This is a genomic window from Aureimonas populi (assembly GCF_017815515.1).
GTDB lineage: Bacteria > Pseudomonadota > Alphaproteobacteria > Rhizobiales > Rhizobiaceae > Aureimonas > Aureimonas populi.
In genome coordinates this window covers 3,724,637-3,745,102 of sequence record NZ_CP072611.1, presented here as the reverse complement: position 1 = coordinate 3,745,102, position 20,466 = coordinate 3,724,637, and the positions used below count along the sequence as shown (strand labels likewise).

Sequence of the window (20,466 nt, the reverse complement as noted above, 5' to 3'; positions counted from 1 at the left end):
TAAGGGCGGCGAGGCTCCGCTTGTAGAGGAGGTCAGCGCCAGGGGTGGGCGGCGCTCGCCACCGCCGGCGTCCGGCCGCCCCGCATGGCGGGCTCGCGCAACGCGAAGGCCTCTTCCAGGACGTAAGGGCCGCCGCCGACCGAATCCTTCGACGAGAACAGGACGAATCGCGCGACGGGGAAGGGCGATGTGCGGAAGTCGCCGCGCGCGGTCAGGTAGCGCGCCACGTCCTCAGCCTTGGGATGGCGCAGCCGCGCCAGCGTGACGTGGGGCACGAATTTGCGCGCGTCCGCCGGCAGGCCGACGCGCCGCACGGCGCGGTCCACCTCGTTCTGCAAACGCTCGAGCGCGGGCGAGGGCGCCACGCTCGCATAGATGGAGTGCGGCTTCTTCGACCCGAAGGCGCCAAGGCCCTGAAGGGCGATGTCGAAAGGCGCGCGCTCGATCCGGTCGAGGGCCGCGACGATCTCGTCGGCCACGCGCGCCTCCACATCGCCGATGAAGCGCAGCGTGAGGTGGTAGTTCTCCGGGTCGATCCAGCGGGCCGAGGTCAGCCCGCCGCGCAGGAAGGAAAGGGAGAGGGCGGCATCCCTGCCGATCTCGATGGCGGTGAAAAGGCGCGGCATGGCAGCTCCCCTGTCCTCGAGAGCGGCGCGGGTAACGCTGCGCCGCGCAAAAAGAGTTTCATCCGCGCCCGCCGCTTTCAAGTCCGCATGGCTGCAATGCACAGGCATGCGTTGTGGAAGGGTGCGGTGCGGCATAGACCTGAACCAGGCGTAAGGGAGGCGCGAACGGACGGGGTCTTCCTTGCGGACAGGCGGCGATGCAGCATCCATTTCCCGATGACGGCCTGCGCCGAGCCGGCGCGATCGAGACGTCCGCCAACCCTTTCGGTCCTGTCGAGATTCGCCTTCTGGTGGTTGCAGACGCGCCGGCGCTGCGCGAGCATCTCCAGCGCCTCGAACCCGCCTGCCGCCGCCTGCGCTTCGGTGCACCGGTCAACGATATCTTCATCCGGAACTATGCCGTGAAGGCGTTCCAGGGTGCCGGGATCGTCGGCATCTTCGTGGCGGGCGTGCTTCGCGGCGTGGCCGAATTGCGGTTCGATCCGCGCGATACGGGGCAGGCGGAAGGTGCCTTCAGCCTGGAGAAGCCCTATCGCCGCCTCGGCTTCGGCAGCCGCCTGTTCTCCAGCCTTCTGGAAAGCGCGCGTATGGCCGGGGTCCAGCGCCTGCTGCTGCACTGCCTGCGCGAGAATGTGGCGATGCAGAGGATCGCGCGCGCCCACGCCGCAGAGCTCTCCTTCGAGGACGGCGAGACGATTGCCGAGATTCGCCCGCACGCGCCGCGCCCGGTCCTTTCAGCCGCCGCGTGAGGCGCGAATCGCGTCGAGGCTGCGCGTGACCATCGGCAGGATGCGCTCCACGATCACCTCGATGCCCCGCGCATTGGGGTGCATGTAGTCGTTCTGGTTGAGCTCGACGATGGAGGCGACCCCGTCAAGGAAGAAGGGATAGAGCGGCACGTCGTGCTTGCGCGCCAGTTCCTCGTAGACGGGGTTGAAGTTGCGCCCGTAGTCGCCGCCCATGTTGGGCGGGGCCACCATGCCGGCGAGGAGCACTTCGGTTCCCGGCCGGGCCGTGAGCCGGGCAAGGATCTCGTCGAGATTCTGCCGCATCACCTGGGGGGAGACGCCGCGCAGCGCGTCGTTGGCGCCCAGTTCCACGATCACCAGATCGGCGCTTTCGGGAACCGACCAGTCCAGCCGGGCGAGCCCCGCCGAGGTCGTGTCGCCCGAGACGCCCGCATTGATCACATCGACATCGTAGCCGCGCGCGCGCAGCGCCGCCTGCAATTGCTCGGGAAAGGCTTCGCCTGGCCCGACGCCGTAGCCCGCGACCAGGCTGTCGCCGAAGGCCACGACCTCCAACCGCTCCTGCGCGACCGCCGCCGCCGGGGCGGCAAGAAGGACGAGCGCCGTCACGAAGGCGAGAAGAGAGGAACAAAGCGGTTGGAAGCGCTGCATCGTGAGGCCATATGTCGGTTCGTTGCGGTGCGGCAGGACTGCCTCGCAAGGGGCGGAATTTCGGGAGAGGCTCAAGGCCACTCCGGCGGCTGCGGCTTCGAGGGGAGCCGTGGTGGCGTAAGATAGGGAGGCGAGCGGCGTGGCAGAACCTGCGATCCGATTACAAAAGGTTCATCTGACGCTCGGCCAGGGCCGGGGCGCGGTCCATGTCCTGAAAGGCGTCGATCTCAGGGTCGAGCGGGGCGAATCGGTGGGCATCGTCGGCCCCTCGGGCTCGGGGAAGTCCACGCTGCTGATGGTGCTGGCGGGGCTCGAGCGAGCGGACGAGGGCGTGGTCGAGATCGCCGGCCAGTCGCTTCAGGGGCTTTCGGAAGACCGGCTGGCCGCCTTTCGCGGCCGCCATGTCGGCATCGTCTTCCAGTCCTTCCACCTCATTCCCAACATGACGGCGCTGGAAAACGTGGCGGTGCCGCTGGAACTGGCGGGCCATGCCGATGCCTTCGCACGCGCGCGGCGCGAGCTGGAGGCCGTGGGCCTGGGCCAGCGCGCGGACCATTATCCCGGCTCGCTCTCCGGCGGCGAGCAGCAGCGTGTGGCGATCGCCCGCGCGCTGGCACCCGAGCCCGCCATCCTGATCGCGGACGAACCAACCGGCAATCTGGACGCCGAGACCGGCGCGACCGTCGCCGACCTTCTCTTCGCCGAGCGCGAGCGGCGCTCGATGACCATGGTGCTCGTCACGCACGACAAGACGCTGGCCGCGCGCTGCGGGCGCGAGGTTTCCGTGCGCTCGGGCGAGATTTACGACGACGGTCGGTCCGCCGCCCTTTCGAGCGCCGCCGAATGAGCGCGGGCGATGCGACGAGGCCGGCGGGCGATCTGAGGCTCGCCTGGCGCTTCGCGTTGCGCGAGATGCGCGGCGGCCTGAAGGGCTTCTACATCTTCCTCGCCTGCATCACGCTGGGCGTGGCCTCCATCGCGGCCGTGAACTCGGTCTCGCAGATGATGACACAGGGCATCGCCCAGGAGGGGCGTGCGATTCTGGGCGGCGACATCCGCTTCGGCCTCGGCCAGCGCCTTGCGACGCCGGATGAAGAGGAGTGGATGCGCGGGCAGGGCGCCGTCGCCCGGAGCGCAACCATGCGCTCCATGGCGCGCCTCGCCGATGGCAGCGATCAGACCTTGAGCGAGATCAAGGCGGTGGACGGGGCCTATCCGCTCTACGGCGCGGTGCTGACGGAGCCCGCCGAGCCGCTGCCGAGCCTTCTGGAGGCGCGGGACGGCCGCTTCGGGGCCGTGGCGCCCAGCGAGTTCTACGGCCGCCTCGGGCTCGATGTCGGAGACATCGTGCTTGTCGGCGATAGCGAGATCGAGCTTCGCGGCGTGCTGGCGCGAGAGCCGGACATCCTCTCCGACGGCTTCGTCTTCGCACCGCGCCTTATGCTGTCGCTGGAGGGGCTGGCGGCCACCGGCCTCGTGCAGCCGGGCAGCCTGGTGGAGAACATCTACAAGATCCGCCTGTCCGAAGGGCGCGACGGCGCGACGGCCTCGGAAGAGGCGGGTGAGCGTTTTCCAGACGCGGGCTGGAGCATCCGCACCTCCGAGCGGGCCGCCCCCGCGCTCCAGCGCAATATCGAACGCTTCTCGCAATTCCTGACCCTGGTGGGCCTCACCGCCCTCATCGTCGGGGGCGTCGGCGTCGCCAATGCCGTGAACGCCTATCTCGACGCCAAGCGCCCGGTGATCGCCACGTTCAAGTCGCTGGGCGGCGGGGGGCGCTTCGTCGTGTCCATCTACCTTTTGCAGATCATGACGCTGGCGGGGGTGGGCATTGTTCTGGGGCTCGTTCTGGGGGCACTGGCGCCTTTCGCGACCGCCGGGTTCCTCGAAAGCGTCATTCCCGTCTCGGCCGACGCCTCCATCTATCCCGGCGCGCTGGCGCTCGCCGCCCTGTTCGGGGCGCTGACGGCGCTGGCCTTCGCCCTCCTGCCGCTCGGCCGCACGCGGGACGTGGCCGCGACGGCGCTGTTCCGCACCGGCGGCACGGGCGAAAAGGGCCGCATCCGCTGGACCTATCTTGGCGCCTCGCTGGGCCTAGCGCTCGTCATCGCGGCGCTGGCGATCTTCATCGCCGAGGACCGTCGCATCGCATGGACCTTCCTCCTCGCCACGGCCGCCGCCTTCGTCATTCTGCGCGTGGTCGCCTTCGTCATCCAGAAGCTGGCCGCGCGCGCGCCGCGCGTCTCATCCACGCCGCTGCGCCTGGCCATCGGCAACATCCACCGGCCGGGCGCGCTCACCGCCTCGGTGGTGCTCTCGCTCGGGCTCGGGCTGACGCTGCTGGTGGCGCTCACCTCCATCGACGCCAATCTGCGCTCGGAGATCGGCACCAACATCGCGTCTCGCGCGCCGAACTTCTTCTTCGTGGACATCCAGGGCGCCGAGCTGGAGGCTTTCCGCGGCGAGGTGGGGCGGCTTGCGCCTCGGGGCGAGCTGCAGTCCGTTCCCATGCTGCGCGGGCGCATCACCGCGCTGAACGGCACCGACGTGCGCGAGCTGGAGGTGCCGCCCGAGGGCGCCTGGGTGCTGCGTGGCGACCGGGGGCTGACCTACGCGGACGAGGTGCCGGCGAACTCCACGCTGACGAGCGGGGAGTGGTGGCCGCAAGGCTATGACGGCGAGCCCCTCGTCTCCTTCGCCGCGCAGGAGGCGGGCGAGCTCGGCCTCTCCATCGGCGATACGGTGACGGTGAACGTGCTGGGGCGAACGATCACCGCGCGCATCGCCAATCTTCGCTCGGTGGAGTGGGAATCGCTGTCGATCAACTTCGTCATGGTCTTCTCGCCCAACACCTTCGCGGGTGCGCCGCACGCATGGCTGGCGACGCTCGAAATGCCGGATGCCACCTTCGAGGAGGAGCGGGCCGTGCTGTCGGGCGTTTCCAACGCCTTTCCGGCGGTGACGAGCGTTCGCGTCGGCGAGGCGCTCGACGCGGTGAACGACCTGATCGCGCAGCTTGCGCTCGCCATCCGAGCGGCGGCTGCGGTGGCGCTGGTCGCCTCAGTGCTGGTCCTTTCCGGGGCGCTCGCCGCCGGCAATCGCGGCCGCGTGCACGACGCGGTGGTTCTGAAGACGCTGGGGGCCACGCGCGGCACGCTGATCCGCGCCTACGCGACGGAGTACGGGCTGCTCGGCGCGGCCACCGCGCTGTTCGCCGTGGGCGCGGGCGCGCTCTCGGCGTGGTTCGTCATCGCGCGCATCATGCAGTTGCCCTTCTCGCTCGACTGGACGGTGGCGCTGGCCACGCTCGTGCTCTCTCTCGTCCTGACCGTGGGATTCGGCCTCGTCGGCACATGGCGGGTGCTGGGGCAGAAGGCGGCGCCGGTCCTGCGCGAGCTGTAACGCGAGCGCAGGTTGCAGAAATGACGGGCCGGGGCGCGAGCATAACGCGAATTTAATCGTGGAATGTTCGATTCCTTGGTGGGAAGCGCCTTGCGCTCTTGTTTAACCGGGAAGGCTTGCGCATATTTCAACATAGGCAGGCTGGGCGTCCCGCCAGCGGCGCCTTTGCGTGCGTGGGACGAGACCTCGAAGAGGTCGCCCGGGACATCTGCATTTCCCTTCGGCACGGAAGGGAGATGCAGATGTCCCGCACGCAGACACCGGACGGGACACGCAGAAAGGACAAACGACAATGGCTGATTATCGGAACTACGGCGCGAGGGTGCCGGCCGCCGGTAACCGCGCGGATGTGCAGATCGACCAAGGCCTGCGCAGCTACATGCTCAAGGTCTACAATCTGATGGCGGCCGGGCTCGCCATCACCGGCGTGGCCGCCTACGGGCTGTTCATGCTGGCGACTTCGGGCACGCCCGTCGATGGCGGCGCGCAGATCCGGCCCGATATGTGGCTCACGCCGCTGGGCGTGGCCGTCTTCACCTCGCCGCTGCGCTGGGTGCTGATGCTCGCGCCGCTGGCGCTGGTCTTCTTCCTGTCCTTCCGTGTGCACAAGATGAGCCTGGGCGCCGCGCAGGCGACCTTCTGGAGCTACGCGGCCCTTGTAGGCCTGTCGCTCTCCACGATCTTCCTCGTCTTCACGCAGGAGTCGATCGTCCAGGTCTTCTTCATCACCGCCGCCTCCTTCGGCGCGCTGTCGCTCTTCGGCTACACCACCAAGCGCGACCTCTCCGGCTGGGGCTCCTTCCTGGTGATGGGCCTGTTCGGCGTCATCATCGCGATGATCGTCAACATCTTCCTGCAGTCCTCGGCGCTCGGCTTCGCCGTGTCGGTCATCGGCGTTCTCGTCTTCGCCGGCCTGACCGCCTACGACACGCAGCGCATCAAGGAGATGTATTTCGAGGGCGACGACACGCTGGTGGCGGGCCGCAAGGCCATCATGGGCGCGCTCTCCCTGTACCTGAACTTCATCAACATGTTCATGTTCATGCTGCAGTTCTTCGGCAATCGCGAATAATCGCGCGTCGCCTCGGCAGATGGCAGAGCGGGCGGCCTTCGGGCCGCCCTTTCCGTTTGCGCTTCCAGCTTCTCGTTGAGAAGGGTCGGGCAGGGGGCTAAGGAAGGCATATCAGCGATGTCTCTCTCCCCGAGTGTCCCATGAGCGCCTTCGTTCTTCGCCCCGCCCGATCCGCCGATATTCCCGCCATCACCGAGATCTACGAGCATGCCGTCCTGCACGGCACGGCCAGCTTCGAGCTGACGCCGCCCCGCGAAACGGAAATGGCCGCCCGCTTCGACACGCTGGCCGGGCAGGGCTATCCCTACATCGTTGCCTGCGACACGGACGGCACGGTCATCGCCTACGCCTATGCCGGCCCGTTCCGCACGCGCCCGGCCTATCGCTGGTCGGTGGAGGATTCGATCTATCTGGCGCCGGCGGCGCAGGGGCGGGGCATCGGCACGGCTCTGCTCGAGCGCCTCGTCGAACTGTGCGAGGAGGCCGGCTTCCGGCAGATGATCGCGGTGATCGGCGGTTCGGAGCACAAGGCCTCGATTCGCCTGCACGAGAAGCTCGGCTTTCGCCTGATCGGCGTCTTCGAGGGCTCCGGCTTCAAGTTCGGGCGCTGGCTCGACACGGTGCTGATGCAGAAGTCGCTGGGTGACGGCAAGGCGAGCCTGCCGAACGAGGGCGCCTATCCCGGTACGATCGCATGAGCACGGAGCGAACCGCGCTCGTCGTCATCGATGCGCAGAAGGCGTTCGAGGAATGGGAGGCCGCCGGCAGGCGACGCAACAATCCGCACGCCATGGACCGCATCGCCGATCTCCTGGCCGCGTTTCGCGCCGCAGGGGCGCCGATTTTCCATATCCGCCATCAGAGCCTTGCGCCCTCCTCATCCTTCGCGCCGGGGGCGAGCGGCGGGGAAGTCATGGACAAGGGACGCGAGGAACCGGGCGAGGTGGTGATCGTGAAGCGCGTGAACAGCGCCTTCATCGGCACCGACCTGGAATGGCGGCTGCGGGACGGAGGCGTGTCCCGGCTGGTGATCTGCGGTGTCACCACCAATCATTGCGTGGAGACGACGACGCGCATGGCCGGCAATCTGGGCTTCGAGGCGTGGCTGGTGCGCGACGCAGCCTGGACGTTCGACCGGGTGGGACCGGATGGCGACTACCACCTTGCCGAGGATATCCACGCCATGACACTGGCCAATCTTTCGGACGAGTTCGCCAGGATCGTATGGACCGAGGAGGTCGTAGCCGCCATGGCCGGCCTGCGCTGACAGGGTTGCCGGCACGCTTTGCTCCATAGCCGGCAAAGCATCATTGTGCAGTTGTTAATTTAAAAACGGGTCTCTCTTCGAGAAAAAGTGACCCGCTCTGATTGGAACTTCTTCATTCGACATAGTCTTAAGGTTTTTGATCCAGTTTACCCTGGTAGCCGATCAGGACCATGTCATGTCTATCCCGCTTCCTTTCAGTTCCGATGCCGAGGAGAGGCCCTCGTCCGGGGCCATCCTCAACGCGATCGGGCACCCGGTGCTGGCGCTCGATAGCGCGGGGCGGGTCGTCTTCGCGAACGGGGCGGCGCGGCAAGAACTGGGCGAGCGGATCGTGGGCCAGCCGCTCGATGCGATTTTTGCCGAAGGGGCTTTCGAGCAGATCATGCGTTCCGGCGCGGGGCCGCTGGCGCTGGTGAGCGCACGGGGCGGGCGGTACGAGGCGCGGGTCGGCATGGCGGTGGCCGCAGGTGCGGTGTTGAGCCTCACCTCGAGCGTCGGATGTGGTGCCGCGACGCAGGCGGAGACCGACGAGCTGACGGGGCTCGCGACGCGCGGTGGCCTGCATGAGGAATTGAGCCGGGCGCTTCTTTCCTCACGCGGGGAAGGGCAGGGCGTCGCGGTCCACTGCCTTGATCTCGACCGTTTCAAGATCATCAACGACACGCTCGGGCACGAGATCGGCGATCGCCTCATCGCCAAGGTGGCCAGCCGTCTGCGCGCGGCCTGCCGCAAGGGCGACTGCATCGCGCGGATCGGCGGTGACGAGTTCGTCGTGGTGCAAACGGGGGCCGGCTCGGCGGCGGATGCCGAAAGGCTTGCGAAACGGCTGGTCGACCTTGTGGGCCGCACCTACGTTCTTGGCGGCCACACCGTGAATATCGCGGCAAGCGTCGGGGTGGCCGTGCAGGAGGAAGGCCTTTCGGCCAGAGACCTGATGCGCGACGCAGAACTGGCGCTGCATGAGGCCAAGCGCGGCGGGCGCGGCCAGTTCCGCCTCTTCGAGACCGGCATGGACGCCTCGATTCGCGAGCGTCGCGAGCTTGAAGTCGATCTTCGCCGTGCGCTGGCGCTGCGGCAGTTCGAGCTTCATTACCAGCCTTTCCTCGAGCTCTCCGGTAATAAAGTGACGGGGTTCGAGGCGCTGCTGCGCTGGGACCATCCCACGCGCGGCCGCATTTCGCCTCTCAGCTTCATTCCGCTGGCGGAGGAAACGGGGCTCATCGGCAAGATCGGTGAGTGGGTTCTGCGCACGGCCTGCACCACTGCCGCCGGGTGGCCCGATCCTATGACGGTGGCGGTCAACGTCTCCCCCGTGCAGTTCAAGGACGGGACGCTGGTGGAGACGGTTCTGTCGGCGCTTGCGCAGTCGGGCCTGCCGGCGCACCGGCTGGAGATCGAGATCACCGAAAGCGCGCTGCTCGACGAGACGCAGAGCGTGCTGGCTGCCCTTGCCCGCCTGCGCGACATGGGCGTGCGCATCTCGATGGACGATTTCGGCACTGGCTATTCGTCCCTCAGCTATCTTCAGAAATTCCCCTTCGACAAGATCAAGATCGACCGCTCCTTCATCCAGGGCGCGAGCGAGAATCCCGAAAGCGCCGCCATTCTCAAGGCCATCGCCCGGCTGGGCTCCAGCCTCGGCATGGCGATCACGGCGGAGGGGGTGGAGACGGCCGAGCAGCTCGAGCGCATTCGCGGCGAGCATTGCACGCACGTCCAAGGCTATTTCACCGGCCGGCCGATGGCCTCCGCCAGTATCGGCGCGTTCCTTGATCGTTGACTTCGGAAACCACCATGTCCCTCTACCAGCTTGTCTATTACAGCCGGAACCATATCGCGGGCGAGGAGAGCGACCTTGCGCGCGAGGTCGAGGCCATCCTTGACACCAGCCGGCGCAACAATGAGCGCGCCGGCGTGACGGGGGCGCTCCTGTTCAACGCGGGCTGCTTCGCGCAGATTCTGGAAGGGCCGCTGGAGGCGGTGGAATCCACCTTCGAGCGTATCCAGCAGGACGAGCGGCACGGCGACGTATCGGTGCTGGCGATCGAGCCGATCGAAGAACGCAGCTTCGCGACATGGGCCATGGGGTTCGTCGGCCGTTCGTCGAAGAACGCGTATCGCTTCGCCGAAATCGGCCTTTCCAGCGGCTTCGATCCCGAAGCTCTGGACAAGGCACGCATTCATGCGCTGCTCAAGGACCTCGTCCGTGACGAAGAGGGGTTGGCGGCCTGACGGCTTCTATTCGCCCACCAGCTTCAGGCTCTTGTCGAAGACGCGCAGCACCTGGGCCAGATCGTGGCCCCGCTTCATCACCAGGCCGCCTGCGGCGATCACGCTGAAGGCGCCTTGCCGGCGCGCGAGCCTGGGGTCCTTCTCCACCCGGTAGATCGGCATCTCGGAGAAGCGGCGGAAGATGGAGAAGACGGCGCGGTCTTTCAGCGTGTCGATGGCATAGTCGCGCCATTCGCCCGCCGCCACCATCCGGCCGTAGACCTTCAGAATCTCCGACAGTTCGCGCCGGTCGAAGGATACGACGGTGGGAGATTGGCCGTTCTTCCGAATCGCGGCGAGATCGATCGGCGGCGGCAGTCCCTCCATACTCAATTCGCTTCCCGTCTTCCTCTGGAAACCCGTCCGCCATCGCGAACGACGCTTATCGTGACACCAAACGGGGCGCGGCGCAAAGCCGTTCCCCCGCGCGCGGCGTCAGGGCGTCAGCGTAAGCTGCGCGGCGGCGATGATGGGGCCGGGTTCGCCGCCCTCGCCCATCATCTGGACGAAGGCGGCACAGCCGGTGGCCCCACCATCGGGATCGGCCAGCATGGAAACGGGCATCTCGATATCCAGCGGCCTGTCCGCCAGCGCGCCAAGCACCCTGAAATAGCGGACGGAATGGCTGTTCTTCAGCTGCCGGCCCTGATTCTCGCCCCGTCCCACATTGGTCATGGTCTCGTTGCGAAAGGTGACGAGGACGAGCACGGGCTCCATGCCGGGGGAGTCGGTGGTGGGCCTGCCCTCGGCCCGCACCTGCAGCATCCGGTCGTTCAGCGTCAGGCGCACGCTGGCCGTGTCGCGCGGGCGCGTGTCGCGAATGGCGGCGTCCACCACGGCCTCGTGGGGGCCCGCGACCTCCGCCACGCCGTTGACGATCATCTGGGGAGTGTAGATCGAGCGCACGGCCAGCGCCTTGCCGTAGGCGCGCTGGCGCTCGGTGTTCTCGCGGCTGCCGAAGGCGTCCTTCCAGCCGATATAGTCCCAGTAATCGACATGGTAGGAGAGGGCGAGAATGTCGTCGCGCTCCGCCAGCGCGGAGAGAACCTTGTCGGCCGGGGGGCAGGATGCGCAGCCCTGGCTCGTGAAAAGCTCGACCACGCCGGACACCTGCTCGCTGGTGCCCACCATTTCCGCTCTCGCGGGCAAAGCGAGCGTCGACAGGGCGACCAGCGCGAGCACGCGGCGTCTGCTGATGGCGCACGGGGCGGAATGCGCGGGCGAAAGGTCGGGCTGGCGTGTCATGGGCAGACGCTAGCTACCGTCCCGGACACCGGCCAGTCAATTGCGGGTGAGAGGGAGGCCGGGCGCAAGCCCGGCCTCCTCGATGGCTGCCCGCCGCTCAGGCCGCGAGCTTGCGCAGGACGTAGTGGAGGATGCCGCCGTTGCGGTAGTATTCCAGCTCGTCCAGCGTATCGATGCGGCACAGAAGCTTCACGCGCTGCGTGGAGCCGTCGGCGCTCTCGATCACCGCTTCCATGGTCTGGCGCGGCTGAACCTGCGTCAGGCCCTCGATCGTCACCTTCTCGTCGCCCTTCAGGCCGAGCGACTTCCAGCTCGTGCCCGCCTCCGCGAAGACGAAGGGCGCGACGCCCATGCCCACCAGGTTGGAGCGGTGGATGCGCTCGAAGCTTTCCGCGATGACGGCGCGCACGCCGAGCAGCACGGTGCCCTTGGCCGCCCAGTCGCGCGAGGAGCCGGTGCCGTACTCCTTGCCCGCGAAGACCACCAGCGGAACCTCTTCCTCCTGGTACTTCATCGCCGCATCGTAGATCGGCATCACGTCCCCGGAGGGGTAGTGCCTGGTCATGCCGCCTTCGATGCCATCCAGCATCTGGTTCTTGATGCGGATGTTGGCGAAGGTGCCGCGCATCATCACCTGATGGTTGCCGCGCCGGGCGCCGTAGGAGTTGAAGTCCACCGGCCGCACCTGGTGGCTGACGAGATACTCGCCCGCCGGGCCGTTCGCCTTGATCGAGCCGGCCGGGGAGATGTGGTCGGTGGTGATCGAATCGAGGAACAGGCCCAGGATGCGCGCCTGCCGGATGTCCTGCAGCGGCTTGGGCTCCATGCCCATGCCCTCGAAATAGGGCGGGTTCTGCACGTAGGTCGAACGGTCGTCCCACTCGTAGGTCAGGCCGCCCGAAACGTCGATCCTGCGCCAGTGCTCGTCACCCCGGAAGACGTCGGCATAGCGCGATTCGAACAGGTCGCGCGTCACCGTCTTGCGGACGATCTCGGCGATTTCCTGCGTCGTCGGCCAGATATCCTTCAGGTAGACGTCGTTGCCGTCCTTGTCCTTGCCGAGAGGATCCTTGGTGATGTCCACGAACAGCGAGCCGGCGATGGCGTAGGCGACGACCAGCGGCGGCGAGGCGAGGTAGTTCGCCCGCACGTCCGGATTGACGCGCCCCTCGAAGTTGCGGTTGCCCGACAGGACCGAGCAGGCGACGAGGTCGTTCTGGTTGATGGCCTCGGAGATCGGCTCGGCCAGCGGGCCGGAATTGCCGATGCAGGTCGTGCAGCCGTAGCCCACGAGGTTGAAGCCCATCGCGTCCAGATCCTTCTGGAGGTCGGCCTTCTCCAGATACTCCGTCACCACCTGGCTGCCCGGCGCCAGCGAGGTCTTCACCCAGGGCTTCACCGTCAATCCCTTCTCGTGCGCCTTGCGGGCGACGAGGCCGGCGGCCACCAGCACATTGGGGTTGGAGGTGTTGGTGCAGGAGGTGATGGCGGCGATCACCACGTCGCCATCGGCAAGGCCATGGTCCGCGCCGGCCACATCGTAGCGCGCGCAGCTCTCATCGCCCGGCGTCTGCCCGGCGCCTTCGCCCATGTAGCGGGCGTCCTCGGCCGACTTGGCGGCGGCGCCCTGCTTGCGTCCGCCCTGAAGCTCCGCCAGCGCCTTGCGGAACTCGGAGGCGGCGTCCGTCAGCGCGACGCGGTCCTGCGGCCGCTTCGGGCCGGCGAGGGAGGGGACGACTGTCGAAAGGTCGAGCGAGAGCGTGTCGGTGAAGACCGGGTCCTCGACGCCGTCCTCGCGATACATGCCCTGCGCCTTGGCGTAAGCCTCCACCAGAGCGATGCGGTGCTTGTCGCGGCCCGTCGCCTCCAGATAGGCGATGGTGTCCTTGTCGATGGGGAAGAAGCCGCATGTCGCGCCGTATTCGGGCGCCATGTTGGCGATCGTCGCCTGGTCCTCGAGCGTCAGGTTCGAAAGGCCGGGGCCGTAGAACTCGACGAATTTGCCCACCACGCCCTTCTTGCGCAGCATCTGGGTGACGGTGAGCACCAGGTCGGTGGCCGTCGTGCCCTCGGGGAGCTTGCCCTCCATGCGGAAGCCGATGACCTCGGGAATCAGCATGGAGATGGGCTGGCCGAGCATGACCGCCTCGGCCTCGATGCCGCCAACGCCCCAGCCGAGGACGGAGAGGCCGTTGACCATGGTGGTGTGCGAATCGGTGCCCACCAGCGTGTCGGGATAGGCGATCGTCTCGCCGTTCTCCTCGCGCGTCCATACGGTCTGCGACAGGTATTCTAGGTTCACCTGGTGGCAGATGCCCGTGCCGGGAGGCACGACGCGGAAGTTGCGGAAGGCTTCCGAGCCCCAGCGCAGGAAGGTGTAGCGCTCGCCGTTGCGGTCGTACTCGACGGCCACGTTCTTCTCGAACGAATCCTTGTGGCCGAAATGGTCCACCATCACCGAGTGGTCGATGACGAGATCGACCGGCACCAGCGGGTTGATCTTGCGCGGGTCGGCGCCGAGCGCCTCGGAGGCATCGCGCATGGCGGCGAGGTCGACGACGGCCGGAACGCCGGTGAAGTCCTGCATCAGCACGCGCGCCGGGCGGTAGGCGATCTCGTGGCCGGCCGCGCCCTTGTCGGAGAGCCACTTCACCGTGGCGCGGATGTCGTTTGCCGAGACGGTGCGGTTGTCCTCGCTGCGAAGCAGGTTCTCCAGAAGCACCTTCATGGAGAAGGGCAGGCGGGAGGCGCCTTCGAGGCCGTTCTTCTCGGCTTCCTTGAGATCGAAATAGACGTAGCTCTTGCCGTCCACGGTCAGCGTGCGGCGGCTCTTGAAGCTGTCTGGATGGGTTTCAGACATGGGGCTCTCGTTCCTTCCCGAACCAATGATGTCCGAAAGGCGAACGCCCCCGCGCGCCGGCGCGGCGCGCTGGAAAAATGCGGGTACGACCATTTCCGCCCGTCCGCCTCGAGGCCCGCGAGCGGGCCACATGAGATCGGCGCTATGACTCCACGCCGGTCGCTGGAGTGGTTGGCCGCCTTATAGGCAAGTTTGTAATCGCTATAAAGGGTGTGCGAGCATGATCGCGAACGAATTTGCGCGAAAGATGCGCCGCAAGGAGCGCACCGCTTGCCTTTCCGCCCCCGCGCCAACAAGAAGGCGCGGGCGAAGGGCCGGATTTCTCATGGGCGCGATCACCATCACCCTGGAAGGGCTGACGACGGGGCGGGGCGGGGAGGCGCTGGGCGCCCCGCTCGACCTGAGGCTGGCATCGGGCGAGGCGCTGATCGTCACGGGGCCGAACGGCGCCGGCAAGTCCACCCTCATCCGCACGCTGGCGGGGCTACTGCCGCCGTTGCGCGGCCAGGTGCGCCTCGGCGGGGCGCTGGCGCCGGACGGTGAGCCCGCTCGCCAAGTCGGCGAGATCGCCCATTATCTCGGCCATCGCAACGGCCTGCGCGCCGGGGCTCGGCTCTTCGACGAACTCGCCTTCTGGCACCGCTTCCTGGGCGGCGAGTCGCGAGAGGCGACGGGCGCCGTCGAAGCCGGGCTGGAGGCGGTGGGCCTGCCGGGGCTGTCCGGGCTTTCGGTTGGGCATCTCTCGTCCGGCCAGCAGCGGCGCGCGGCCATCGCCCGGCTTCTGCTCGTGCCGCGCCCGCTCTGGCTTCTCGACGAGCCCACGGCCGCGCTGGACGCCAAATCGCAGGCCCGCTTCGCCCGTCTGGCGCAGGCGCATCTTGAAGGCGGCGGGCTGATCGTGGCGGCCACTCACCAGCCGCTCGGCGTCGAGGGGCTGCGCGTCGAGCTGGCCGCCCCGCCGCAGGAGGACCGGCCATGATGGCGGTGATCCGGCGCGACATGGCCGCCCATCTTGCAGGCGGCGGCGGGGCGGCGACGGGGCTCGTCTTCTTCCTCGCCGTCATCGCCACCATTCCCTTCGGCCTCGGGCCGGACCTTGCGCTCCTGTCGCGCGTGGGGCCGGCGATCCTCTGGATCGGTGCGCTGCTGGCCACGCTTCTCGCTCTCGACCGGCTGTTCCAGGCCGACCGGGAGGACGGCTCCCTCGACCTCCTCATCGCCGGCCCCATGCCGCTGGCGCTGACGGTCGCGGCCAAGTGCGCGGCGCTGTGGCTCGCCTGCGTCCTGCCGCTGGTGCTGGCAAGCCCGCTGCTCGGCCTGTTTCTGGCGCTGGCGCCGGGAAGCATCCTCGCCGTCTTCGTCAGCCTGCTGGTCGGCACGCCCGCGCTGGTCCTCGTCGGCGCGGTGGGGGCTTCGGTGGCGGTCGCGCTGCCGCGCGGCGGGCTGCTCGTGTCGGTGCTGGTCCTGCCGCTGGCCATGCCGGTTCTGATCTTCGGCGTCGGCGTGGCGCAGGCCGCCGCCGCCGGGGCAGCCTTCGGCCCGCCCCTGATGCTGCTCGCGGCGCTGACGCTGTTCTTCGCCGTCATCGGGCCGTGGGCCTCGGCCGCGGCCCTCAGGGCCTCGGCCGACTGACAGGGAGGGAAGCGGGGCATGGCCTGCCGCTGGCTCGGGCGGCTGACGATATCGGGATTTGCGGGGGCGGCCGGGATTATCTAAGAACGATTCCATGAGCGACATCGCCGCCAGACGCTGGAGCGTCTCCGCACTCGCCAACCCGACGCGCTTCATGGAGCTGTCGGCGCGCGTGCAGCCGTGGGTCTACGGGGCCGCGCTTCTCGCGCTCGGCTTCGGCCTGTGGCTCGGCCTCACCGTTCCGCCGGACTACCAGCAGGGCGAGACGGTCAAGATCATGTTCGTCCACGTGCCCTTCGCCTGGGCCTCCATGATGGTGTGGAGCGTGATGAGCGTTTCGGCGCTGGGCGTGCTCGTCTGGCGCCATCCGCTGGCGGATGTCGCCATCAAGGCGGCCGCCCCGCTGGGCGCCGTGTTCACCGCGCTGGCGCTGCTCACCGGCTCCATCTGGGGCCACCCCATGTGGGGCACGTGGTGGGTATGGGATGCGCGGCTGACGAGCGTCTTCGTGCTCTTCCTGATGTATCTGGGGCTGATCGGCCTGACGCGCGCCTTCGAGGAGCCGGGCCGCGCGGGGCGCCCGGCGGCAATCCTCGTTCTGGTCGGCTTCGTCAACATCCCGATCATCAAGTTCTCGGTGGACTGGTGGAACACGCTGCACCAGCCCGCGAGCGTCATCCGCGCGGCGGGGCCGGCCATGCCGGGCGTCTATCTTCAGCCGCTCCTGCTCGTCGCGCTCGGCGTCTCGCTGCTTTTCCTGGCGCTGCATCTCACCGTCATGCGGACGGAGGTCGTGCGCCGGCGCGTCCACGCCCTCTCGCGGCGCGCGGCGCGCGGGGCTGGGGAGTAGGGCCGATGGGCGATTATCTCGTCTATGTCGTCTCGGCCTACGGTTTCTCGGGCCTGGCGCTGGCCGGCCTCGGGCTGTGGGTGTTCCTGGACGCGCGCGCCGCGCGCGCCCGGCTGGCGAGCCTGGAAGAGATGGGCGTGCGTCGCCGTTCCTCAGCCAGGCCGCGCGAGGGGGCGGCGTGACCGCGCCCGCCGCCGCTGCCCGCCGCCGCCCCTTTCTCGTGGCGCTTCCGCTGCTCGTCTTCGGGGCGCTGGCGGCGATCTTCCTCACGCAGCTCCTGTCGGGGCGCGACCCGCAGGCGCTTCCCTCGGTGCTGATCGGCCGCCCGGCGCCGCAGACCTCCCTGCCGCCGCTGGAGGGCGCCGCGGTGCCGGCGCTGGAACTGCCCTCGGGCGGCACGGGCCGGCCCGTGCTGGTGAACGTGTTCGCGTCCTGGTGCGGGCCCTGCCGGCAGGAGCATCCCATGCTTATGGCGCTCGGGGAGGATTCGCGGCTCGATCTGGCGGCGATCAACTACAAGGACAGGCCGGACCGGGCCCTCGCCTTTCTGGACGAGCTGGGCAATCCCTTCGATGCCATCGGCGTCGACGGAACGGGTGCGGCGACGATCGACTGGGGCGTCTACGGCGTGCCCGAAACCTTCCTCGTTTCCGCCGACGGGACGATCCTCTGGAAGCAGACGGGGCCCCTGACGCAAGCCTCCGTGGACACCGGCCTCATCCCCGCTTTGGAGGCTTCGCTGGCGCGCTAAAACATTTCCGGTGACAACCGGATCGCCTCCAATGCTCCATCTGTTCGTTTCCACGCAATGCGAACGCGAAATCGGTTCCCGCTCTTGCTGGAACTGCTTTAGAGGCAGAACGAGAAGACCGCGTCGCGGATGATCCCGGCGCCCTGCGCGTCCCACAGGGTAAGTCCGAACAGCGCCAGCGCGAGCGCCGCGCCGTGGGCGATCAGGGACTGCGGGCTCGTCATCGCGCGCCCTCCATCGAAAGCCGCGCCACCGGCGCGTCGCGGATCGGCCAGTTGAGGAGGCCCGCCATGAGCGCGAGAGCGATCGAGGCGGTCCAGGCCAGATCGTAGGAGCCGGTCGCCTCATAGGCAAGACCGGCCGCCCAGGCGCCGAAGAACGCGCCGAGCTGGTGGAAGAGGAAGACGATGCCGAAGAGCGTCGACAGATAGCGCACCCCGAAGATCTGCCCCACGAGCCCGCTGGTCAGCGGCACGGTGCCGAGCCACAGAAAGCCCATGGCGGCGGCGAACAGCGTGGCGGAAAGGGGCGAGAAGGGCACCGAGAGAAAGAGGGCCATGATGGCCGCGCGCCCGAAATAGATGCCCGACAGGACGTATTTCTTGCGGAACCGGTCGGCTGAGAGACCGAAGAGATAGGAACCGATGATGTTGAACAGGCCGATCAGCGCGAGTGCGCGAGCGCCCACGGCCGGATCGAGCCCGCGATCGGCGAGGAAGGCCGGCAGATGCGTGCCGATGAACGCGACGTGGAAGCCGCAGACGAAGAAGCCTCCATTGAGCAGCCAGAAGCCCGAATGGCCCGAGGCCTCCCGCAGGGCCTCGCCGAAGGACTGGGTGGAGATGCCCGCCTGCTGCCTCGGCCGGCCCGCAATGCCGATGGCGAGCACCGCGATGGCGGCCGCCAGCGCGGCGAAGATGAGGAAGGTCTCGCGCCAGCCGAACGAGCCGATGAGCCCCTGCGCCAGCGGCACGAGCAGGAACTGGCCGAAGGAGCCGCCGGCGGTGACGATGCCGGCGGCGAGCCCGCGCTTTTCGGGTGGCACCGCCCGCGCGGCCGCGCCGATGACGACGACGAAGGTGACGCCGGTCATGGCGAGGCCGACGAGGAAGCCCAGAGTGAGGTTGAGGCCGAGCGCGGTCGCGCTTTGCGAGGCGAGGATCAGGCCCAGCGCATAGACCGCCGCCCCGGCCGCCGCCACGCGGCCCGCCCCGTGCCTGTCCGCCAGCGCGCCGATGAAAGGCTGGGCGAGCCCCAGAATCAGGTTCTGCACCGCGATGGCGAGGCCGAAGGCTTCGCGCCCGACCCCCAGCTCCAGCTCGATCGGCCGCAGGAAGAGGCCGGACGACTGGCGAATGCCCATGGCGATGGTAACGATCGTCGCCGCGCAGGCCAGCACGATCCACGGATTGCGGACGGGGGAGGAGGGGGAAACAGACATCGCGGCGCCGATCCTTCGATGCCGGACACCGGGCCCTTGCCCTCTTCCGGCGCAGGATCGTGGCCTAGGCCGCTTCTCCTGCCCGGTCAATCGCGTTCGGCGTGCCTCAGGCGGTCTTCGCTTCCTCGGCCGTGCGGCGGATTTCCTCCACGAGGCTGTCTTCCAGGCCGAGCCGTGCGGCCAGCATGGCCAGATAGGCGCGCTCGGCCGGGTGGTCGGCATCCACCGCCAGGACCGAGGCCAGGTAGACCTCGACGGCGATTTCCGGGGCGCTCGCCTCGGCCACCAAATCGTCGATGCTCCGGGGCCGGCGCATCTCGTCCATCAGGAGGCCCTTTTCCTCCGGGTCGAGCTGAAGCTCGTCGATCCGCCCGAAGATCGCCTGTTCCTCGCCGGCGTCGATATAGCCGTCCGCCTTGGCCGCGGCGATCATCGCGGAAAGGAGCAGGCGCGCGCGCTTGTCCGCCTCGCTCTCGGGCGGCAGGAAGACGGTGCCCTGCGCGGAAGGAACCTCGCCGGCCGGCACCGGACGCGGCAGCGCCCCTTGCGAGCCGAAGCCGCCTGCCGCGCCGGCGCCACCGCCCTGGCTGGCCTGATAGTTCTGCCAAGCCTTGTAGCCGAGGCCCGCCACCAGCGCGAGGCCGCCCAGCTTGATGGCGCTGCCGCCCAGCTTCTTGGCGTTCTTGCCGCGCAGGAGATAGCCGGCCAGACCGCCCGCGAGCGCGGTGGGAATCTGGCCGCCCAGCCCGCCGAGGCTTCCGCCCAGTCCGCCCCCGCGACCGCCCGACCCGCCAAGGGCTCCGCTCAGGATCTTGTCCAGCCCGCCGGGCAGGCCGCTTCCGGCCCCTTGCGTGCTTCCGACGCCGCCGGGCCTTGCCTGCCCGGTGCCGAGAAACTGGTCGAGAAGTCGCTGCGCGTCGATCATGGCCGCCTCATTTCGTTGGTGAGACCCAAGCTGGGGAGGCGAAGGAGCTTCGGCAATAGCCTGGCTAGCGCCGTTCTTCGAAAAGCGGCTCCAGCGAATGGCGCTTCAGGAGCGGCATCTGCATGAGCATGAAGCCGATGGTGAGCGGCATGGTGCCCCAGACCTTGAAGGCCACCCAGAAGTCTGTGGAGGTGAAGCGCCATACGGCTTCGTTCAGGATCGCGAGGAAGATGAAGAACAGCCCCCAGCGCAGCGTGAGCTTGCGCCAACCCTCCTGGTCGAGCTTGAAGGCCTGGTCGAAGACATAGCCCAGCAGCGCCTTGCCGAAGAGGAGGCCGCCGAGGAGGATGGCGGCGAAGATGCCGTTGACGATGGTCGGCTTCATCTTGATGAAAAGCTCGTCCTGGAGCCAGAGCGTCAGCGCGCCGAACACGAGAACGAAGACCCCCGAGACGATGGGCATCATCGGCAGCGTCTTCGTCAGCGCATAGGATACGGCGAGCGCGGCGAGGGTGGCGACCATGAAGAGGCCCGTCGCCACGAAGAGCGGCCCGCCAAGCGCGCCGAGCGCCGGAAACGCCTCCACCACCCACTCGGCGCGATTGTTGGCGAAGAAGAAGACCACGAGCGGCCCCAGCTCCAGCGCGAACTTCAGGAGCGGGTTGATCTGCGGCTTGCCCGGGGCGTTCGGGCCCTGTTCGACGATGCGCTCGCTCATGAAAAC

22 protein-coding genes are annotated in these 20,466 nt (G+C 68.2%); 13 read left to right on the top strand and 9 right to left on the bottom strand.

What is annotated here, in order from left to right; translation table 11 throughout:
• Nucleotides 1–32 precede the first annotated feature (32 nt).
• Nucleotides 33–626, bottom strand: a complete 594-nt coding sequence (gene thpR / locus J7654_RS17835) for an RNA 2',3'-cyclic phosphodiesterase (protein WP_209737171.1) — start codon at nucleotides 624–626, stop codon at nucleotides 33–35.
• A 197-nt stretch (nucleotides 627–823) separates the two neighbouring features.
• Here thpR and J7654_RS17830 point away from each other — a divergent pair, with 197 nt between their 5' ends.
• Entirely contained in the window at nucleotides 824–1,375 is a 552-nt protein-coding gene (locus J7654_RS17830; protein ID WP_209737170.1) for a GNAT family N-acetyltransferase, read from the top strand.
• Here J7654_RS17830 and J7654_RS17825 read toward each other — a convergent pair.
• A complete protein-coding gene (locus tag J7654_RS17825) occupies nucleotides 1,361–2,026 on the bottom strand; it encodes an arylesterase (protein ID WP_209737169.1) in 666 nt (221 codons plus the stop codon). The genes J7654_RS17830 and J7654_RS17825 overlap by 15 nt on opposite strands.
• Before the next feature lie 139 nt (nucleotides 2,027–2,165).
• Here J7654_RS17825 and J7654_RS17820 point away from each other — a divergent pair, with 139 nt between their 5' ends.
• The 7 genes from J7654_RS17820 (at nucleotide 2,166) to J7654_RS17790 (ending at nucleotide 9,999) form a co-directional block, all read left to right on the top strand.
• A complete protein-coding gene (locus tag J7654_RS17820) occupies nucleotides 2,166–2,873 on the top strand; it encodes an ABC transporter ATP-binding protein (protein WP_209737168.1) in 708 nt (235 codons plus the stop codon).
• On the top strand, nucleotides 2,870–5,428 hold the full coding sequence (locus J7654_RS17815; protein WP_209737167.1) for an ABC transporter permease: 2,559 nt from the start codon (nucleotides 2,870–2,872) through the stop codon (nucleotides 5,426–5,428). The genes J7654_RS17820 and J7654_RS17815 overlap by 4 nt, the downstream gene beginning before the upstream one ends.
• 292 nt (nucleotides 5,429–5,720) lie before the next feature.
• On the top strand, nucleotides 5,721–6,500 hold the full coding sequence (locus tag J7654_RS17810) for a Bax inhibitor-1/YccA family protein (protein WP_209737166.1): 780 nt from the start codon (nucleotides 5,721–5,723) through the stop codon (nucleotides 6,498–6,500).
• A gap of 140 nt (nucleotides 6,501–6,640) precedes the next feature.
• A complete protein-coding gene (locus tag J7654_RS17805; RefSeq protein ID WP_209737165.1) occupies nucleotides 6,641–7,198 on the top strand; it encodes a GNAT family N-acetyltransferase in 558 nt (185 codons plus the stop codon).
• Complete coding sequence (locus J7654_RS17800; RefSeq protein ID WP_209737164.1) at nucleotides 7,195–7,767, top strand: cysteine hydrolase family protein; 573 nt, start codon at nucleotides 7,195–7,197, stop codon at nucleotides 7,765–7,767. The genes J7654_RS17805 and J7654_RS17800 overlap by 4 nt, the downstream gene beginning before the upstream one ends.
• Before the next feature lie 175 nt (nucleotides 7,768–7,942).
• Nucleotides 7,943–9,547 carry a sensor domain-containing protein gene (locus J7654_RS17795; protein WP_209737163.1) on the top strand — a complete coding sequence of 535 codons (1,605 nt, stop codon included), beginning with the start codon at nucleotides 7,943–7,945 and terminating at the stop codon, nucleotides 9,545–9,547.
• Between the two features lie 14 nt (nucleotides 9,548–9,561).
• Nucleotides 9,562–9,999 (top strand): BLUF domain-containing protein, encoded by a 438-nt coding sequence (locus tag J7654_RS17790; protein WP_209737162.1) that lies wholly within the window; start codon nucleotides 9,562–9,564, stop codon nucleotides 9,997–9,999.
• Between the two features lie 6 nt (nucleotides 10,000–10,005).
• On the opposite strand, the gene J7654_RS17785 is transcribed toward J7654_RS17790, so the two are convergent.
• From J7654_RS17785 to acnA, 3 genes are all read right to left on the bottom strand, one after another.
• Nucleotides 10,006–10,365, bottom strand: a complete 360-nt coding sequence (locus J7654_RS17785) for a DUF2794 domain-containing protein (protein WP_209740696.1) — start codon at nucleotides 10,363–10,365, stop codon at nucleotides 10,006–10,008.
• A gap of 108 nt (nucleotides 10,366–10,473) precedes the next feature.
• Nucleotides 10,474–11,283, bottom strand: coding sequence for a DUF1223 domain-containing protein (locus J7654_RS17780; RefSeq protein WP_209737161.1), 810 nt, complete (start codon nucleotides 11,281–11,283; stop codon nucleotides 10,474–10,476).
• A 97-nt stretch (nucleotides 11,284–11,380) separates the two neighbouring features.
• The gene (gene acnA, locus J7654_RS17775; RefSeq protein ID WP_209737160.1) at nucleotides 11,381–14,143 is read right to left on the bottom strand and encodes an aconitate hydratase AcnA; all 2,763 of its coding nucleotides are present in this window, start codon (nucleotides 14,141–14,143) and stop codon (nucleotides 11,381–11,383) included.
• Nucleotides 14,144–14,468: 325 nt separating this feature from the next.
• Between acnA and ccmA the strand changes: the two genes are divergently transcribed.
• The 5 genes from ccmA (at nucleotide 14,469) to J7654_RS17750 (ending at nucleotide 17,376) form a co-directional block, all read left to right on the top strand.
• Nucleotides 14,469–15,122, top strand: a complete 654-nt coding sequence (gene ccmA / locus J7654_RS17770) for a heme ABC exporter ATP-binding protein CcmA (protein WP_209737159.1) — start codon at nucleotides 14,469–14,471, stop codon at nucleotides 15,120–15,122.
• Nucleotides 15,119–15,775 carry a heme exporter protein CcmB gene (ccmB, locus tag J7654_RS17765; RefSeq protein WP_209737158.1) on the top strand — a complete coding sequence of 219 codons (657 nt, stop codon included), beginning with the start codon at nucleotides 15,119–15,121 and terminating at the stop codon, nucleotides 15,773–15,775. The genes ccmA and ccmB overlap by 4 nt, the downstream gene beginning before the upstream one ends.
• 94 nt (nucleotides 15,776–15,869) lie before the next feature.
• Nucleotides 15,870–16,625, top strand: coding sequence for a heme ABC transporter permease (locus J7654_RS17760; RefSeq protein WP_209737157.1), 756 nt, complete (start codon nucleotides 15,870–15,872; stop codon nucleotides 16,623–16,625).
• 5 nt (nucleotides 16,626–16,630) lie between these two features.
• Nucleotides 16,631–16,807, top strand: a complete 177-nt coding sequence (gene ccmD, locus J7654_RS17755; protein WP_209737156.1) for a heme exporter protein CcmD — start codon at nucleotides 16,631–16,633, stop codon at nucleotides 16,805–16,807.
• A complete protein-coding gene (locus tag J7654_RS17750; RefSeq protein ID WP_209737155.1) occupies nucleotides 16,804–17,376 on the top strand; it encodes a DsbE family thiol:disulfide interchange protein in 573 nt (190 codons plus the stop codon). The genes ccmD and J7654_RS17750 overlap by 4 nt, the downstream gene beginning before the upstream one ends.
• A gap of 98 nt (nucleotides 17,377–17,474) precedes the next feature.
• Here the strand turns inward: J7654_RS17750 and J7654_RS18440 are convergent, their stop codons facing one another.
• The 4 genes from J7654_RS18440 to J7654_RS17735 all read right to left on the bottom strand — a co-directional run bounded on the left by J7654_RS18440 (nucleotide 17,475) and on the right by J7654_RS17735 (nucleotide 20,460).
• The gene (locus J7654_RS18440; RefSeq protein WP_280842346.1) at nucleotides 17,475–17,600 is read right to left on the bottom strand and encodes a hypothetical protein; all 126 of its coding nucleotides are present in this window, start codon (nucleotides 17,598–17,600) and stop codon (nucleotides 17,475–17,477) included.
• Nucleotides 17,597–18,817, bottom strand: coding sequence for an MFS transporter (locus J7654_RS17745; protein WP_209737154.1), 1,221 nt, complete (start codon nucleotides 18,815–18,817; stop codon nucleotides 17,597–17,599). The genes J7654_RS18440 and J7654_RS17745 overlap by 4 nt, the downstream gene beginning before the upstream one ends.
• Nucleotides 18,818–18,923: 106 nt before the next feature.
• A complete protein-coding gene (locus J7654_RS17740; protein ID WP_209737153.1) occupies nucleotides 18,924–19,742 on the bottom strand; it encodes a tellurite resistance TerB family protein in 819 nt (272 codons plus the stop codon).
• 64 nt (nucleotides 19,743–19,806) lie between these two features.
• On the bottom strand, nucleotides 19,807–20,460 hold the full coding sequence (locus J7654_RS17735; protein ID WP_209737152.1) for a septation protein A: 654 nt from the start codon (nucleotides 20,458–20,460) through the stop codon (nucleotides 19,807–19,809).
• Between the last annotated feature and the right edge of the window lie 6 nt (nucleotides 20,461–20,466).

Coding starts and splice junctions, on each gene's coding strand:
- thpR (WP_209737171.1), bottom strand. CDS start 626: ATGCCGCGCCTTTTCACCGCCATCGAGATCGGCAGGGATGCCGCCCTC.
- J7654_RS17830 (WP_209737170.1), top strand. CDS start 824: ATGCAGCATCCATTTCCCGATGACGGCCTGCGCCGAGCCGGCGCGATC.
- J7654_RS17825 (WP_209737169.1), bottom strand. CDS start 2,026: ATGCAGCGCTTCCAACCGCTTTGTTCCTCTCTTCTCGCCTTCGTGACG.
- J7654_RS17815 (WP_209737167.1), top strand. CDS start 2,870: ATGAGCGCGGGCGATGCGACGAGGCCGGCGGGCGATCTGAGGCTCGCC.
- J7654_RS17810 (WP_209737166.1), top strand. CDS start 5,721: ATGGCTGATTATCGGAACTACGGCGCGAGGGTGCCGGCCGCCGGTAAC.
- J7654_RS17805 (WP_209737165.1), top strand. CDS start 6,641: ATGAGCGCCTTCGTTCTTCGCCCCGCCCGATCCGCCGATATTCCCGCC.
- J7654_RS17800 (WP_209737164.1), top strand. CDS start 7,195: ATGAGCACGGAGCGAACCGCGCTCGTCGTCATCGATGCGCAGAAGGCG.
- J7654_RS17795 (WP_209737163.1), top strand. CDS start 7,943: ATGTCTATCCCGCTTCCTTTCAGTTCCGATGCCGAGGAGAGGCCCTCG.
- J7654_RS17790 (WP_209737162.1), top strand. CDS start 9,562: ATGTCCCTCTACCAGCTTGTCTATTACAGCCGGAACCATATCGCGGGC.
- J7654_RS17785 (WP_209740696.1), bottom strand. CDS start 10,365: ATGGAGGGACTGCCGCCGCCGATCGATCTCGCCGCGATTCGGAAGAAC.
- J7654_RS17780 (WP_209737161.1), bottom strand. CDS start 11,283: ATGACACGCCAGCCCGACCTTTCGCCCGCGCATTCCGCCCCGTGCGCC.
- acnA (WP_209737160.1), bottom strand. CDS start 14,143: ATGTCTGAAACCCATCCAGACAGCTTCAAGAGCCGCCGCACGCTGACC.
- ccmA (WP_209737159.1), top strand. CDS start 14,469: ATGGGCGCGATCACCATCACCCTGGAAGGGCTGACGACGGGGCGGGGC.
- ccmB (WP_209737158.1), top strand. CDS start 15,119: ATGATGGCGGTGATCCGGCGCGACATGGCCGCCCATCTTGCAGGCGGC.
- J7654_RS17760 (WP_209737157.1), top strand. CDS start 15,870: ATGAGCGACATCGCCGCCAGACGCTGGAGCGTCTCCGCACTCGCCAAC.
- ccmD (WP_209737156.1), top strand. CDS start 16,631: ATGGGCGATTATCTCGTCTATGTCGTCTCGGCCTACGGTTTCTCGGGC.
- J7654_RS18440 (WP_280842346.1), bottom strand. CDS start 17,600: ATGACGAGCCCGCAGTCCCTGATCGCCCACGGCGCGGCGCTCGCGCTG.
- J7654_RS17745 (WP_209737154.1), bottom strand. CDS start 18,817: ATGTCTGTTTCCCCCTCCTCCCCCGTCCGCAATCCGTGGATCGTGCTG.
- J7654_RS17740 (WP_209737153.1), bottom strand. CDS start 19,742: ATGATCGACGCGCAGCGACTTCTCGACCAGTTTCTCGGCACCGGGCAG.
- J7654_RS17735 (WP_209737152.1), bottom strand. CDS start 20,460: ATGAGCGAGCGCATCGTCGAACAGGGCCCGAACGCCCCGGGCAAGCCG.